This window comes from Pseudomonas sp. BN417 (assembly GCF_029871205.1).
Classification (GTDB): domain Bacteria; phylum Pseudomonadota; class Gammaproteobacteria; order Pseudomonadales; family Pseudomonadaceae; genus Metapseudomonas.
This window is the reverse complement of the sequence record NZ_SSOJ01000128.1, coordinates 13,291-28,539: the sequence shown is the minus strand read 5'-3', so window position 1 is coordinate 28,539 and position 15,249 is coordinate 13,291. Positions and strand designations below refer to the sequence as shown.

The window sequence follows — 15,249 nt, the reverse complement described above, 5'->3', positions numbered from 1 at the left end:
GACAAGAAGCCACAATAAAGGTACGAGACGATGCATCTATCCAAGTTCTCCCGCAACCTCCTGCAATGCGCCACCGCCCTGTCCCTGACGGTCGCCGCCCTGAGTGCCAGCGCTTCGGCCGACAAGCCCGGCGAGGGCGTCGAGGTCACGCCGATCTTCCCCTCCATCGCCGAAGAGCGCTTCCGCGGCGAGGTGGCGATGGAAGGCCTGCGTGAACTGGGCTACGACGTCCAGGAGCCGGAGGAGACCGAGTACGGCGTGATGATGGTGGCCCTGGCCAATGGCGATGCCGATTTCACCGTGCACCTGTGGGAAAAGCTGCACGACAAGTTCTACCAGCAAGCCGGCGGTGACGAGGTGATGGTCAAGACCGGCGACATCCTGCCGGGTGTCAGCCAGGGCTACCTGATCGACAAGAAAACCGCGGACCAATACAACATCAAGTACATCACCGACCTGAAAAAACCGGAGATCGCCAAGCTGTTCGACACCGACGGCGACGGCAAGGCCGATCTGACGGGCTGCAACCCGGGCTGGGGTTGCGAGTTGGTCATCTCCCACCACATGAAGGCGTATGACCTGGACAAGAGCGTGCACGTCAACCAGGGCTCGTACTTCGCCCTGATGGCCGACACCATCACCCGCTACAAGGAAGGCAAGCCGATCCTGTACTTCACCTGGGTGCCGCAGTGGATCGCCAGCGTGCTGGTCGAGAACACCGACGTGGTCTGGCTGGAAGTGCCGAAGACCGACCTGCCGGACGGCAACAACGATGTGGACACCATGTACAAGGGCAAGAACCTCGGGTTTGCCGTGGACAAGGTCGTGGCCGTGCTGAACAAGGACTTCGCCGACGAGAACCCGGCGGCTGTGAAGTTCCTCTCGCTGGTGCAGATCAGCACCGATGACGAGAGTGCACAGAACCTGAAGATGCAGCAGGGCGAGAAGAAGCCCGCCGACATCCAGCGTCATGCCAAGGAGTGGGTCGCCGCGCATCGCCAGCAGTTCGACGCCTGGCTGCAGGCATCGCGAGCCTCCGCCGCGAACCAGGTCAGCCAGACCCAGCAGTAACCCACTCCGGTGCCCGCGTCGCGGGCACCTTTTCCCTTCTTTCCCGACTTCGTCTGTGGAGTGTCCACATGTCGCTCTATTCGTTCGTCCGCGATTTCAGTTTCCGCGACGCCCCGTCCCATACCCGCGAGCTGTTGCAGACCTGCTTGCTGGATATCCTGGGCGTGGCGGCCGGTGCGCGCGACAACACCACCAGCCAGGCACTCAAGCATTACGCGCTGAGCCATTACCCGGCTGGAAAGCTGGCCAGCCGCCTGCTGTTCGATGGCCGCCCGGTGCACCCTCTGGGGGCGGCTTGGGCGGGAGGCTTCAGCGTTGACAGCCTGGATGCCCATGAAGGGCATTTCACCTCCAAGGGACACGCTGGAGCGACCGTGGTGCCCGCATTGCTGGCGCTGGTCGATGCTTGCCGCGAACAGGGCAGGACCATCAGCGGTGAGGAACTGCTCAGCGCCCTCTGCATCGGCTACGAGACGGCGCTGCGGGCTGGCGCCGCGCTGATGGCAACCGCCCCCGAATACCATGCCTCCGGCGCTTTCTCGGGCGTCGGCGTGGTGTGTGGCGGCGCACGACTGCTGGGGCTGGACGAGCAGCGCTTCCGTCATGCCCTCGGCATCGCGGAATACTTTGGCCCGCGCTGTCCGATGATGCGGCTCGTCGATCATCCCTCGATGCTGCGTGATGCCCATGGCGCAGGGGCCTACGCCGGACTCAATGCCCTGTTGCTGGCCGAAGCCGGTGTCACCGGGGCGCCGGCCGAGACGGTGGAAGACGAGGCGGTGGCCGCCCACTGGCGGGATCTCGGCGAGCGCTGGGAGATCGACGCGCAATACTTCAAGCCCTGGCCTGTCTGTCGCTGGGCCCAGCCGGCCCTGACGGCCATGACTGCCCTCATGGCCGAGCATCCGCAGATCCGTGGCGAGAACATCGAGCAGATCCAGGTGCAGACCTTTCATGAATCCATGCGCCTGCAGGGGCATACGCCGGCTAATGCCGACGAGGCCCAATACGCGCTGGCCTTCCCGCTTGCGGCGTTGGTGGTGCGTGGTCAGGTCGGCCCGCTGGAGGTGACGGGGGAGGCGATCCACGCCCCCGACATCCTCGCGGTGAGCCGGCGCATTGAAATCAAAGAGAGTGATGAGCTCTCCGCGCGCTTCCCCAATGAAATCCTGTCGAGAGTCTCGGTCTCGCTCAAGGACGGCCAGGTAATCACGAGTCCGATCACCCCCGCCATGGGCGACCCCGAGACAGCCATGACACGCGCGGAATTCCTCGCCAAGTTCAACCTGCTGGCTGGAATCAGCCTGGGCGAAACGCAGCGACGCGAAATCGAACAGGCGATTGCGGCATTACCGGGGAGTCCCGATTGCAAGAAGCTGTTTGCCTTGCTGTTCGGGGAATCAGGCGCGGCTTGATGACAGGTTGCGGGCTGCTGTGCGGCCCGCACACTGGGGGCGCTTTTGCCCGATGGGGCTGTCCGGCACTTGAAGCCGGGGGATGGGCCGCTGCCAGGAGTGGGGTGGCTTTAATGTGATTCCTGAACAGCTGTGAGTCGAGAGATGAGAACGTCATTCGAGAGTGTATTGAAGTGCAAGAATCTGGCCCATCTGGACAGGGCCAGCCGTGCAGGGCTGACCACGCCCGTACGGCGTGTGGCCTTCATCCTGCGTGAGCATTTCTCGATGATGGCCTTCACCGGTGCGGTGGATGCCCTGGTGACGGCCAACCTCATGAGTTCGACACCGGTGTTCGAAGTTCTGGTCGTTGGCGGCGAAGGCAACCTGGTCACGAGCGACCTGGGCATCGCTATCTCGACCGATTGCGCACTGGCCGAACTGGACGAGAAGCGCCAGGACATCCTTGTGGTGTGCGGCGGATTCCGTGTTCGTCTCCAGGGCGAGCCGCAGCTGAGGGCGAAGCTGCGTCACGCCGACGCGGCGGGTGCGGTGCTTGGCGGTCTCTGGAATGGTGCTTACTTCCTGGCTGAGGCCGGTCTGCTGAATGGCCATGAGTGTGCGTTTCATCCGGACGGCCGGGCGATGATGTCCGAGCTCTTTCCCAAGGTGAGCGTGACCAGTCATTCCCACGTTCTGGACCGCAAGCGAATGAGTTGCGCTGGCGCGAACAGCTCGCTGGGCATGATGTTGGAAGTGGTGGGGCACAGCGCTGGCCAGGAACTGCTGGATGCGGTGGAGGAGGTCCTGGGGTGCGACAAGATGCGGGAAACCGTCGATGTTTCAGTCGTGTCGATCGACTTCGATCCAACCTTGCCGCGAACCCTCAAGCTTGCCCTGGAGCTGATGCACACCAATATCGAGGATCCGATAGAGATAGTTGAGATCGCGCGATATGCGCGTATTTCCAGACGACACCTGGAGCGGCTGTTCCGGCGATACGTCAAGGCCACACCTCCGCGCTACTACATGGAGCTGCGGCTCACGCACGCGCGTCAACTCCTGCAGCACACCAACAAGTCCTTGACCGAAATTTCTGTGGCGAGCGGATTTGCGACTCTTCCGCATTTCAGCCGGTGTTTTCGTGAAAAGTTCGACATCGCCCCCGGACAGTTTCGCGCACGTACCCATTTCAAGATTTAGCCGCCGGATAGTGCATGGGCGTCGGAGAGAGCTTTTCAAGCTGCAATGCAACTCGATTCCAAGACAATTTCTCTCACCACTGACGCCTGCACAGAGTGTCCTGGCCTGAGGTCGCTTGTTCATGAATAGCCAGGTAATGCTCGCACTGCCCCGCACGGAAGCTGCCAGAACCCGCCGCGGAATCGGTCTGTGCATATTGGCAATGCTGGTCTTCGCTTCCCAGGATGGGATCACCAAATACCTCGTCAAGGACTTCTCCATCGCGCAGCTCTTGATGATGCGCTATTGGGTGCTCGTCGTAGCAGCCATCGGCTATGCCGCGTGGAAAGGAGGTCTGAGGATCGCGGCACGCAGTTCGCTCCCCTGGCTCCAGGTTCTTCGCTCGCTGCTGGCAATTGGAGAAGCAGCACTTTTCGGTTGGGGACTCCACTATCTGGGTTTGTCTGAGAGCCATGCCCTTCTGGCGGTGTTTCCGCTGATAACGCTGGCGTTGGCGGGGGTATTCCTCGGCGAAGTCGTTGGTATTCGCCATTGGATCGGTGCGTTGGTGGGCTTCGCCGGCACCTTGGTTATCCTGCGTCCAGGCTTCGGTGTATTCGATGCCGCCGCCTTGTTGCCGCTGCTGGCTGCCCTGGGTTTCGCTGCGTATAACCTGCTTTCACGCAAAACCGGGCAGAGTGATTCCTTTGCCACGAACATGCTCTACATGGCGGTAGTCGGGACCATCGCATCAACCTGCTTCGGTATCCCTGCGTGGCTGCCGCCGTCTCCTGTGGAGTGGGTGCTGCTTGGTGTTTATTCAGTCGCCGGGATGATTGGGCACCTCCTCCTGATCAAGGCCCTGGAGTACGCCCCAGCTGCTGCCCTGCAGCCGTTCAACTACACACTCCTCGTCTTTGCCACGCTGGTCGGTTTACTCGTGTTTGGCGAATTCCCCGACACCTGGACTATCGCGGGGGCAGCCCTGGTGCTTGCAGGGGGTATCTACGCCGCCAGGGTCAGATAGTGCGCAGGGTGGATTCCGCTCCTGGCCGTCGGTCGGAGAGGAGGGCGTCCGTCTAGCAAGGCAGCAGCTCGCAGCGGCTGGTGCGGACAGTCTGTTTTCGGCGGGAAGCGCTAAGAACCTGCCTGCGATCTCTTGATTGTCGGCCATGCTGCATTGCAACGCAGGAACAGCTGCAAGCTGACCAATTAGGCTCTAGTGCGTATTCGCATTCTCTTGACCAGCCAATTGCAACGCCTGCTGAACGTTTTAGCCAATCCGTTGCGTCGACCGGTTGAATCCGCAGCCAAAAGCGGACGGTACCGGTAGGAACCTCACGGGAAACGCTGACACCTCACCTGCAAGTTGGATCAGTACCAGCCACTGTCTTGGGAACACCTTCACGGGACTAAAGGACTAAAATGTTCGACTCATAAAATAAGAATGAGTGAACGCCTCGCCGTGAAAATTCAACCCCTTCCGCCACTCAACAGCCTGCTCGCCTTTGAATCCGCTGCCCGTCATTTGAGTTTTACCCATGCCGCCAAGGAGCTGAACGTCACCCAAGGTGCGATCAGTCGCCAGATCCGGCTGCTGGAGGATTATCTCGGGAAGACATTGTTCGAGAGGACCACCCGAAGCATTGCCTTGACGCCGACAGGTACCCAATACCACGAGACGGTGCGTGATTGCCTGCTCCATCTCGCTCGCTCCACGGGGGAGATCCGGCAATGGCGCGGGGACCAGCAAGTGACAGTGGCCACGAGTACAGCCATGGCCTCGCTCTGGCTGCTGCCCAAAGTGGCAGAGTTCCAGAGTCAGCACGAGGAGATCGACCTGCGGATCATCGCTCTCGATCATGTGAAGGACTATTCCAGGCTCGATTGCGATCTGGCTTTGTACTACTGCAGTACGCCTCCCAGGGATATGGAGGTGACACCGCTCTTTTCGGAAGAAATTTATCTGGTCTGTAGTCCGAGCTACCTGGCCAAAAACCCTCAGCTTTCATCGATCGAGGGACTCTCTTCCTGCACCTGGCTTTGGCTCGAAGACTCGCAGCGAGACTGGATCGGCTGGCCGGAGTGGCTCAAGCGTCTTGGACATGAACCTGTAGTCCCGAAGCACCGGGTCAATATCAACAGCTACAGCATGCTGATCCAGTCAGCGGTGAGCGGGCAGGGCGTGGCGCTTGCCTGGAACAGGCTCGTCGATGAGCCGTTGAGCACGGGAAGTCTCGTGCGGCCGAACGATCAGGTTCTGCAGACCGATGCGAAGTTCTGTCTGCTGGAACCTCTCCATTCACGTGGGCCACGACAAAGCGTGAAGTTGTTCCGCGACTGGCTCATGGGACTCCCCTCCGTTCAAGGGCAGTGATGCCGGCGAGCGGGAGGCCCGTTCTTGTTGATCCGGAACGACCGAGGCCGTCAGCTTGTGGCTGACGGCCTCGGCGCTGTCAGGTGGCGAGTGGCTCCCTACGGTTCATCGCATCCAGAACCGTAGAGGCGCCACGGGATTGCCAATATCAGCCGGCCCTTTGTGCGGTCATTGACGTTGCCGCAGCAGCCCCGCCCAGTACTGGTCCGCGAAGTGGCGAGACACCCTCCTGGGAATGCTCCTGAACGGGTATACGGCCACCCGGGGGTAGGGTGGTATGGCCGTTGAACGACTCCTGACGCAGGCTGCGAATCAGGGTGTAGCTCATTACCATCATCAGGATTGCGATTGGCAGGCCCACGACTATGCTCGCCATCTGAATGGCCTTGAGGCCCCCCGCCAGGAGAAGTCCGGCAGCGACTGCGCCTTCCAGAATGCACCACAGCAGCCTGATCCAGTTGGGCGGGTTGGTGCTTCCCAGGGCGTTCAGTGTGCAGAGCACTTGAGTGCCGGCGTCGGCCGTGGTGACGAAGTGCACGGCCAGCAGTAGGCAGACAAGTATGGAGAGCGCGCCACCCACGACCGGGCCGTCCAGCTTCTCCAGCAGGGTGAACATGGCCGCGGTGGCTTCCTTCTGGGTGGCGAGGAGGATGGAGCCCCCTTCGAACTTCGCCTGTTCCTGGATGAGCTCGGCGTTCGCGGTCACTTTCTCGTATTGCTGGCGCTCGGTCTGTTCGTTCTTCAGTGCGGCGCCGCCAAATACGGACATCCACAGAATCGTGACCAGTGTGGGAACCACCAGGGCGCCGACGATGAGTTCCCGAATCGTGCGTCCCTTGGAGATCCTCGCGATGAACAGGCCCACGAAGGGACCCCAGGTCATCCACCATGGCCAGTAGAAGGCAGTCCACCAGTTCTGCCATTCGGTGTCCTTCTGGGTGTCCATCCAGAGGCTCAATCCGACCAGGTTCTGCAGGTAATCCCCGGTGGATTCGAACATGAGGTTGAGGATGTAACGGGTCGGGCCGATGGCTAGGACGATCAGCATCAACACGAACGAGATGTACATGTTCAACGTCGAAATCCGCTTCATCCCTTTGGACAGGCCAGCCAGGAGCGATATGGACGCGATGATGGTGACCACCAGGATGATGGACAGCTGGAGGCCGATGCTGATGGGAAGCCCGAATACCTGGTGAAGGCCGGTATTGATCTGTGCGACGCCCAGGCCGAGCGATTGGGAGACGCCAAAAGCCGTGATCGCGACGCCCATGATGTCCACGACATGGCCGATCCATCCGTAGATCCGGTCACCGATCAACGGATACAGCAACGACCGAAGGGCCAACGGCAAACCCTTGCGATAGGCAAAGTAAGCCAGGCTCAGGCCGATCAGGGAAAAGATCGCCCATGGATGAAGTCCCCAATGAAACAGGGTTATCCGCATGGCCATGCTGGCAGCTTCATCGGTCAGTCCCTTGGAAAAAGGGTTGTCGGCGTAATGCAGCATTGGCTCGGCTACCGACCAGAAGATCAGCCCGATGCCCATTCCGGCGCTGAACAGCATGGCGATCCAGGAACCGAAACTGAACTCTGGTTCGTCGTCATGGGCGCCCAATTTCAAGGTGCCGAATCTGCTGAGGGATATCCAGATCAGCAGGCAGAGGGCGCCGCTCACCAGGGCCAGGTAGTACCACTTGAAGTTGTTCAGAATGAAGGTCGACGCTGATTCGAAGGCTTGGGCGGCTCGCTCGTCCATGAGCGCGCAGAACAGCACGAACAGCACCACGGTGGCTATCGAAGTCACCGTGACATGGGGGTTGAGGCCTTTGAGAAGACCCGATTCTGCACGCATGTCATTCCCCTTTTGTTTTTGTTTAAGGGTTGAAGGCTTTGCTCGGCGAAGCGGGGCATGTCACCGAGCTGTTGCTCGGGACCACGGTTACCGCTTCTCGGCGGGGCGACCTCGGGTCGTTGCAGGCCCGAGATGTGGCAACAAAATGGTGCAAGCCCGTATCCGCGACAACTCATTTCTCTTCATCAATTAATTACCAAAGCTCATAAATTGATTTGGCCGAAAGCTAGGTTGGGTGCTGGGCCAATTCGATGGATTCATGATTGCAATTAATGATTAAAAGTAATTAATCGGCGCGAAAAAATCGTTTGTCGACTGCTTTCTCTCTTGCCGAAACTCGCCGCCATGCAGCAGGCCCAATCGGCCGCGCATTCCTTCCGTGCTAGCAAGAGAGAACAACAATGACTTCGACTGCTCCCCGCCTCATTCCGACTCAGGCTCTGGAAACCGTCCTGGCTCCCATCCATGAAGCTCACGGCCTGACCAACGAGTTCTATACCGAGCAGCGCTACTTCGAGCTGGACCGGGACCAGGTGCTTGGCCGCAACTGGGCCTGCATCGGTTTTGCCAGCGACCTGCCGAAGAACGGCTACGTGAAGCCAGTGGATTTCATGGGGCTGCCCCTGCTGATGATGCGCAATCGCGAGGGCCTGGTTCAGGTCTTCCACAACGTCTGCAGCCACCGCGGCGTGAAGCTGGTGCAACAGGCGGGAGAAGTGCAGGGTGTGATCCGCTGCCCCTACCATTCGTGGACCTACGATCTGAACGGCGGCCTGAAAGGGACTCCGCATGTCGGTGGCATCAACCAGCACAAGGACGAGCGCTTCGCCTGTGAAAAGCACGGCCTCAAGGCGCTGCGCAGCACCATCTGGATGGACATGGTGTTCATCAACCTGTCTGCCGATGCGCCGGACCTGGAAGAGCAGCTCGCGCCGCTGACCGAGCGCTGGGAAGGCTTCCTTGGCACCGATGGCATGAGCCTGCTGCGCCGCGAGGCCACCAGTGGCGCCATGAGCATCGAGGTCAACTGCAACTGGAAACTGGCGGTGGAGAACTACTGCGAGGCGTACCACTTGCCGTGGGTGCACCCAAGCCTGAATAGCTACTCGCGCCTGGAAGACCACTACAACATCATGTTCGACCAGTTCGCCGGCCAGGGCAGTCACGCATACAACCTTTCGGATGTCGCCGGAACCCACCTGCCGACCTTTCCGTCCTGGCCGCAGGATCGTATGCGCACCGCCGAGTACGTGGCCTTCTTCCCCAACGTCCTGCTGGGTATCCAGGCGGACCACGCCTTCGCCATGATGCTGGAGCCGATCGCACCCGGTAAGACCGTAGAGCACCTGCGTCTCTTCTATGTAGGCGACGAGGCCCTCGACAGCCGTTTCGAGGCGGCGCGCAAAGCGGTCATGGAGTCCTGGCGCGTCGTATTCGCCGAGGACATCGCGTCGGTCGAGGGCATGCAAATGGGCCGCTCTTCTCCGGGCTACAACGGAGGTGCGTTCTCGCCGGAAATGGACCTGCCCACCCACTACTTCCACAAGTGGGCGGCGGAGCAACTGCTCCAATCCGCGCAGAACGCCTGAGGTGATCGCCATGCATCCGATCGCATCGCACTGGTTGAACTTCATCGACGGCCAGTGGACCGACACCGAGCAGCATCTTGCCGTCCACAATCCCGGCACCACTGAAGCGGTTGCCACCGTCGCCCAGGCCACTGTGGCCGACGCGGAGCGCGCCATACTGGCTGCGCGCCGCTGCGCCGATAGTGGCGAGCTGACCCGGGTGCGCCCGGCCCAACGGGTAGCCTGGCTGCTGGAAATCGCCGCGCAGATCCGCGCGGTAACCGAGGAGGGCGCCTGGGTACTGTGCCAGGAGAACGGCAAGAGCCTGCGCGATGCCCGCGACGAGTTCATCGAGGCCGCTCGCTACTTCGAGTACTACGCCGGTATGGCCGACAAGATCGAGGGAACCTCGATCCCCCTCGGCAACGGCTACATGGATTTCACCGTCTACGATCCGATGGGCGTTTCGCTGCAGATCGTGCCCTGGAACTTCCCCGTGTCCATCTGCGCCCGCTCGCTGGCACCGGCACTGGCGGCCGGCAACGCGGTGGTGGTCAAGTCGCCGGAGCTCTCGCCGTTGGGCCTGTGCGTACTGCTGCAAGCGATCGAGCGCGCCGGACTGCCGCGCGGTGCCGTTAACCTGATCTGCGGTCGCGGCCGGGAAGTCGGCGCCTATCTGGCGGGTCATCGCAAGGTCGACCAGATCGTTTTCACCGGCTCCGTTGGCACCGGCCAAAGCATCCTGCGTGCCGCAGCGGAGCATGCCATCCCCAGCGTCATGGAGCTGGGCGGCAAGTCGGCTGCGCTGGTCTTCCCCGATGCCGATCGCGAGCAGCTCTTGAACAGCGTCAGGAACGGAATCTTCTTCAATGCCGGCCAGGTCTGCTCGGCCATGTCCCGCCTGCTGGTTCATCGCTCGGCATACGACGAGGTGGTCGCTGCTGTGGCGGCCATGGCCGAGGAGCTGAAGGTCGGCCTGGGCCAGGATGATCCGGACCTGACGCCGGTGATTTCGGCCGGCCAACTCGAAGGCATCCAGGCCATGTGCCGGCGCGCCGAGGAAGAAGGGGCGGTGATTGCAACCGGCGGCGAAGCGATCAGCGGCTTGCGTGGGCATTTCATGGCCCCCACGGTGTTCCGTGACGTCAGCCCGGACATGGAAATCGCCTGCTCCGAGGTGTTCGGGCCGGTGCTGGCGGTGATTCCGTTCGATACCGAGGAGGAGGCCATTGCCATCGCCAACGGTACCGAGTTCGGGTTGGTCGCAGGGGTCTTCACCCAGGACCTGAATCGGGCCCTGCGCTGCGCGCGCCGCCTGTGCGCCGGCCAGGTGTTCGTCAACGAATGGTACGCGGGCGGGATCGAGACGCCGTTCGGCGGGGTGGGGCTGTCCGGTTTCGGCCGGGAGAAGGGGCAGGAAGCACTCTACAGCTACGTCCGGACCAAGAACCTGGCGCTGCGGATCAAGGGCGAGTGAGGAGGTGGGGCGATGAAGAAATGGCTCTGCATCATCTGTGGCCTGATCTATGACGAGGCCATGGGCTGGCCGGACGACGGCATCCTTCCTGGCACTCGTTGGGAAGATGTGCCGGAGGACTGGCTGTGCCCCGACTGCAAGGTCGGCAAGGCCGATTTCGAAATGATCGAGATCAGCGAGCCGGTGACTGCCGTCGCCGCGCCGCTAGCTGTGGCGACGCAACCCCTGGTGGCGGCTGTGGCCGCCCAGCCGGTGGTCATCATCGGCAGCGGCCATGCCGGTTATGGCCTGGCCCAGGAACTGCGCAAGGCCAACCCGCAGCTGGATATCCGTGTGCTGACTCAGGAGTGCGGGCATGGCTACTCCAAGCCGGCACTGTCCATCGCGCTGGCGCAAGGGCGCAGTGCGGCGGCGCTGGCAACAGAGAGTCCGCTGGCACTGGAGCGGCGCCTGGATATCCGTGTCTACACCCATTGCCGGGTCGAGCGTATCGATACCGAGGCGCAGCGGCTGTACACCAGCCTGGGTGAAATGGAATACGGCCAACTGGTACTCGCCAGCGGTGCCTCGCCAGTGCGGCTGCCCATCGAGGGTCGCGCCGATGCGTTGCTGAGCGTCAACAACCTGCAGGATTACCGGGAGTTCCGCGAGCGGTTGGAGGGCGTGCGCCGCGTGGCGATCCTCGGCGATGGACTGATCGGTTGCGAGTTCGCCAACGACCTGGCGAACAGTGGCTACCAGGTGCGGGTCATCGGCCTGGGCGCATGGCCGATGGCGCGCCTGTTGCCGGAAGCGGCGGGCCTGCACCTGCGGCAGGCGCTGTCCGGGCTCGGCGTGCAATGGAACCTGCGCACCACCTTGCAGCGTGTGGATCAGGGTACGGACGGTTATCGGTTGACCCTGTCCGACGGTCAGGTCGTCGAGGCTGACCTCGTACTTTCCGCCGTCGGCCTGCGGCCCAACCTGCAACTGGCCGTGGACGCCGGCCTGGCCTGTGGGCGCGGCATACAGGTGGATGCCTGCCTGCAGACCTCGAAACCCGGCATCTTCGCGCTGGGGGACTGCATCGAAGTCGACGGGCAGTTGCTGCCTTACCTTGCGCCGATCAACGAAGGAATCCGCGCGCTCGCACGGACCCTGGCCGGGCAGTCGACTGCCGTCAGCTACCCCCTGATGCCAGTGACGGTCAAGACGCCGGCGGCACCGCTCTGCCTGCTGCCGCCACCAGTCGATTGCGAGGGGGAGTGGAGCTGCGAGGCGACCAGCGATGGATTGCGCGCGGCCTTCCATGACTCAGCCGGCGCAATGCGTGGATTTGTCCTCCTCGGGCGGCAGGCGCAACTAAAACGCAATGCCTGGCTGCAGAACTGCCAGGACATCCAACAGAACGTGGCGTGAGAGCCGAACCATGAACAGTATCGTTAATCTGCCTCATGATGACCGCAGTTGTGGATGGTATGCCGCTCTGCCTGAACCCCTTCCCGCCAAGCGCCTGAGCGGCGAGCGTACAGCCGACCACGTGGTGATCGGCGCTGGCTTCGCCGGCCTCGCCGCGGCGCGCCGACTGGCCGAGCACCTGCCGCAATCCCGCATCCTGCTGGTGGATGCCCAGCGCATCGGCTACGGCGCCTCGGGCCGCAACTCGGGTTTCGTCATCGACCTGCCGCACAAGTTCGCACTCGAGCATCCCGATCCGCAGCACAAGCAGCGCCTGCTCGGACTCAACCGGGCCGCCATCGACCAGCTGCAGACGCTGATCGGCCGCCATGGCATCGACTGCCAGTGGTCCCATGCCGGCAAGTATCAAGGCGCAGTGGGCGAACGCGGTCTCGCCTATCTCGATCATTTCGAGAAACTGATGGCCGACCTCGGCGAACCCTACCGTTTAGTGGAGCGCGATGAACTGGCCGGTGTGCTCGGAAGCCGCTATTACAGTCGCGCCATCTTCACCCCGGGCTGCTACCTGATGCAGCCGGCCGCACTGGTACGCGGGCTCGGCGCATCTTTGCCGGAGAATGTCGAGGTGCTCGAGGAGTCGCCCATCCAGCGCCTGGAGAAGGATGCTGACGGGCAATGGCTACTCCATGGCAATGGCGGATCGATCCGCACTCCGCGAGTACTGCTGGGCACCAGTATCTTCACCCAGGAGTTCGGCTACCTCCGCAACCGCCTGCTGCCGGTAATGACGTTCGCCAGTTGGACGCGCCCGCTCACCGATGCCGAGATGAATGCCATTGGCATCCAGGCCGATTGGGGCCTGACCCCGGCCGATCATGCCGGCACCACTGTGCGGATGACCCAGGATCGCCGGCTGATCATTCGCAACACCTACAAGCATGTGCCGCGATACGGGCGCAGTGTCGGCGAAGGGACACGGGCGAAGGTCCGAGACGATCACCGCAAGGCTTTCCTCGCGCGATATCCGCAGCTCGCCGGGGTGCCATTCACCCATACCTGGGGTGGTGCCTACGCCATCTCGAGGAACTTCACCAACTTCTTCGGCCAGCTCGACGACGGTGTGTTCGCTACCGCTTGCGACAATGGCGTCGGTGCGGCCTGGGGCACCATTTCCGGAACGCTGCTGGCCGACAGGGTGGTGGGGGCAGAGTCTTCGTTGCTCGGCGACATCCAGGCCGTGACCGGCATGCCCTCGCTCAATCCTCCAGAGCCTTTCCTCGGCCTCGGGGTGCGGACGCGTATCCGCTGGGCGGCCTGGAGCAGCAGGAGCGAACTATGACGATGGCACCGAGTGGAAGAGGGCCGGTGCTGCTGGTGGATCACCGGGACCTGGTGTTCACCCATCGGGGTGAGCCACCGGGTGGTGCCAGCGTGGCCCGTGCCGTCAGCAATGAAGTGTCGCCCGCGCTGGGCATCGGCTTCGCGCGATGGGAGGGGGCCGAGGTCGCATGGACGCTGCTTTACGACGAAGTGATCTTCGTCATCGAAGGCTGTTTCGAACTCAGGGCGAATGGCGAGCTGTATCGGGTGGAACCGGGGCAGTTGTTGTGGATTCCCGAAGGGACCGAACTCGTCTATGGAGGCCACGCATTATTCGGCTATGTCGTTCATCCGGGTGACTGGAAACAGCGCCATGGCCTCGCCTGACAACTGACCTGGGGACCCCAATTGTTTGCACTCACCAAGGCATTTGGATCGATCTATGCCGCGACCCTGCTGATGCAACTGGGGTCCAGCCTGCTGATGACTTACCTGGCACTGCGTCTGGATGCTGGGGGAGTCGCGGAGTTGTGGGGCGGCGGGCTCATGGCAGCCAATGCGCTGGGGATGGTGGTGGGAGGGCGCATCGGTTACTGGTTGATCGGCCGCGTCTCCCACGCACGTGCCTTCGTGGCAGGCGCCGGCGTGATCGTGACTGCGGTGCTCGGCCATCAGCTAAGCGATTGGCTACCACTCTGGCTCGCGTTGAGGTTCATCGTAGGCGCGGCAATGATGTGCCAGATGATGGTCATCGAGAGCTGGCTCAACGACTGCGCACCGGCAGAGCGTCGGGGCGGCGCCATGTCGTTGTACATGGTGGCGAGCTACATCGGCATGATGCTGGGGCAACTGTTGCTTAGCCTCGACGATGGGCTGGGCGCAATGGCCTTGTCCGGCGTGGCTATCGCCTTTGCCATCGGAATGGTGCCCATGGCCCTGCATACCGGCGCGCAGCCGAGTGCCATCAGCCAGGTGCGTATTCAGCCGATGCTCTACATCCGCAGATTGCCGCAGGCTCTGGGCGCCGTTCTCGTCTCGGGACTGTTGAACGGCTGTTTCTATGGGTTGACGCCGATCTTCGCTGCGCAGCTGGGATTCACTCCCTCGGAAGTCGGTCAGTTCATGGCACTCGGCATCGCCGCCGGGCTCGTCGCTCAACTTCCGCTTGGAATGCTCTCGGACCGGTATTCTCGTGTCGCTCTGATTCGAGTGATCTCGATCCTGCTATGCGTCGCTTACCTGCCTTTGGCTGTTCTCGACGCACCAGGCGCGAGCTGGGCGATGTTGGCCGGCGCGGTCATCGGCTTCCTGCAGTTCTGCCTTTACCCACTCGGTGTCTCGCATGCAAATGACAACCTGGAAGTTGAACTGCGGGTGGCCGTGGCCGGAGTGCTGCTGGTGGCCTTCGGCATTGGCGCGGCCATTGGGCCGCTAGTCGCAGGCGCGCTCATGGAGCGGTTTGGTCCGCAGGCGCTGTACCTGTTCAGTATTGGCGTAACGGCGCTATTGACCCTGCTCATCAGAGCGGGACGGGAAAGCTGTACTTCAACTGTCCTGGCTAATGGCCGGTAGCTGCCATTAACTACCGGCTACTTTCGGCCGAGGTT

12 protein-coding genes and 1 pseudogene are annotated in these 15,249 nt (G+C 62.1%); 12 read left to right on the top strand and 1 reads right to left on the bottom strand.

Features of this window, described 5'->3' with window-relative positions; translation table 11 throughout:
• The first annotated feature begins 30 nt into the window (after positions 1 to 30).
• From proX to E8F11_RS16500, 5 genes are all read left to right on the top strand, one after another.
• Positions 31 to 1,071 carry a glycine betaine/L-proline ABC transporter substrate-binding protein ProX gene (gene proX / locus E8F11_RS16520; RefSeq protein ID WP_280289918.1) on the top strand — a complete coding sequence of 347 codons (1,041 nt, stop codon included), beginning with the start codon at positions 31 to 33 and terminating at the stop codon, positions 1,069 to 1,071.
• A gap of 68 nt (positions 1,072 to 1,139) precedes the next feature.
• Positions 1,140 to 2,486: an MmgE/PrpD family protein gene (locus E8F11_RS16515; protein ID WP_280289917.1), complete on the top strand. Its 1,347-nt coding sequence runs from the start codon at positions 1,140 to 1,142 to the stop codon at positions 2,484 to 2,486.
• Positions 2,487 to 2,630: 144 nt separating this feature from the next.
• Entirely contained in the window at positions 2,631 to 3,668 is a 1,038-nt protein-coding gene (locus E8F11_RS16510) for a GlxA family transcriptional regulator (protein ID WP_280289916.1), read from the top strand.
• A 121-nt stretch (positions 3,669 to 3,789) separates the two neighbouring features.
• On the top strand, positions 3,790 to 4,674 hold the full coding sequence (locus E8F11_RS16505; RefSeq protein ID WP_280289915.1) for a DMT family transporter: 885 nt from the start codon (positions 3,790 to 3,792) through the stop codon (positions 4,672 to 4,674).
• Between the two features lie 438 nt (positions 4,675 to 5,112).
• Positions 5,113 to 6,024, top strand: coding sequence for a LysR substrate-binding domain-containing protein (locus tag E8F11_RS16500; RefSeq protein ID WP_280289960.1), 912 nt, complete (start codon positions 5,113 to 5,115; stop codon positions 6,022 to 6,024).
• Between the two features lie 148 nt (positions 6,025 to 6,172).
• Here E8F11_RS16500 and E8F11_RS16495 read toward each other — a convergent pair whose 3' ends face one another.
• Positions 6,173 to 7,879 carry a BCCT family transporter gene (locus tag E8F11_RS16495; protein WP_280289914.1) on the bottom strand — a complete coding sequence of 569 codons (1,707 nt, stop codon included), beginning with the start codon at positions 7,877 to 7,879 and terminating at the stop codon, positions 6,173 to 6,175.
• A gap of 401 nt (positions 7,880 to 8,280) precedes the next feature.
• On the opposite strand from E8F11_RS16495, the gene E8F11_RS16490 reads away from it, so the two are divergent.
• The 7 genes and pseudogenes from E8F11_RS16490 (at position 8,281) to E8F11_RS16460 (ending at position 15,214) form a co-directional block, all read left to right on the top strand.
• Positions 8,281 to 9,468, top strand: a complete 1,188-nt coding sequence (locus E8F11_RS16490) for an aromatic ring-hydroxylating dioxygenase subunit alpha (protein WP_280289913.1) — start codon at positions 8,281 to 8,283, stop codon at positions 9,466 to 9,468.
• Positions 9,469 to 9,478: 10 nt separating this feature from the next.
• Positions 9,479 to 10,924, top strand: coding sequence for an aldehyde dehydrogenase family protein (locus E8F11_RS16485; RefSeq protein ID WP_280289912.1), 1,446 nt, complete (start codon positions 9,479 to 9,481; stop codon positions 10,922 to 10,924).
• A 12-nt stretch (positions 10,925 to 10,936) separates the two neighbouring features.
• A pseudogene (locus E8F11_RS16480) lies at positions 10,937 to 11,098 on the top strand (rubredoxin); the annotation flags it as partial.
• Positions 11,087 to 12,322, top strand: a complete 1,236-nt coding sequence (locus tag E8F11_RS16475) for an FAD-dependent oxidoreductase (protein WP_280289959.1) — start codon at positions 11,087 to 11,089, stop codon at positions 12,320 to 12,322. The pseudogene E8F11_RS16480 and the gene E8F11_RS16475, both read left to right, overlap by 12 nt.
• Positions 12,323 to 12,332: 10 nt before the next feature.
• Positions 12,333 to 13,661: an FAD-dependent oxidoreductase gene (locus E8F11_RS16470; protein WP_280289911.1), complete on the top strand. Its 1,329-nt coding sequence runs from the start codon at positions 12,333 to 12,335 to the stop codon at positions 13,659 to 13,661.
• A complete protein-coding gene (locus E8F11_RS16465) occupies positions 13,658 to 14,029 on the top strand; it encodes an ethanolamine utilization protein EutQ (RefSeq protein ID WP_280289910.1) in 372 nt (123 codons plus the stop codon). The genes E8F11_RS16470 and E8F11_RS16465 overlap by 4 nt, the downstream gene beginning before the upstream one ends.
• Before the next feature lie 21 nt (positions 14,030 to 14,050).
• Positions 14,051 to 15,214 carry an MFS transporter gene (locus E8F11_RS16460; protein WP_280289909.1) on the top strand — a complete coding sequence of 388 codons (1,164 nt, stop codon included), beginning with the start codon at positions 14,051 to 14,053 and terminating at the stop codon, positions 15,212 to 15,214.
• Positions 15,215 to 15,249 lie beyond the last annotated feature (35 nt).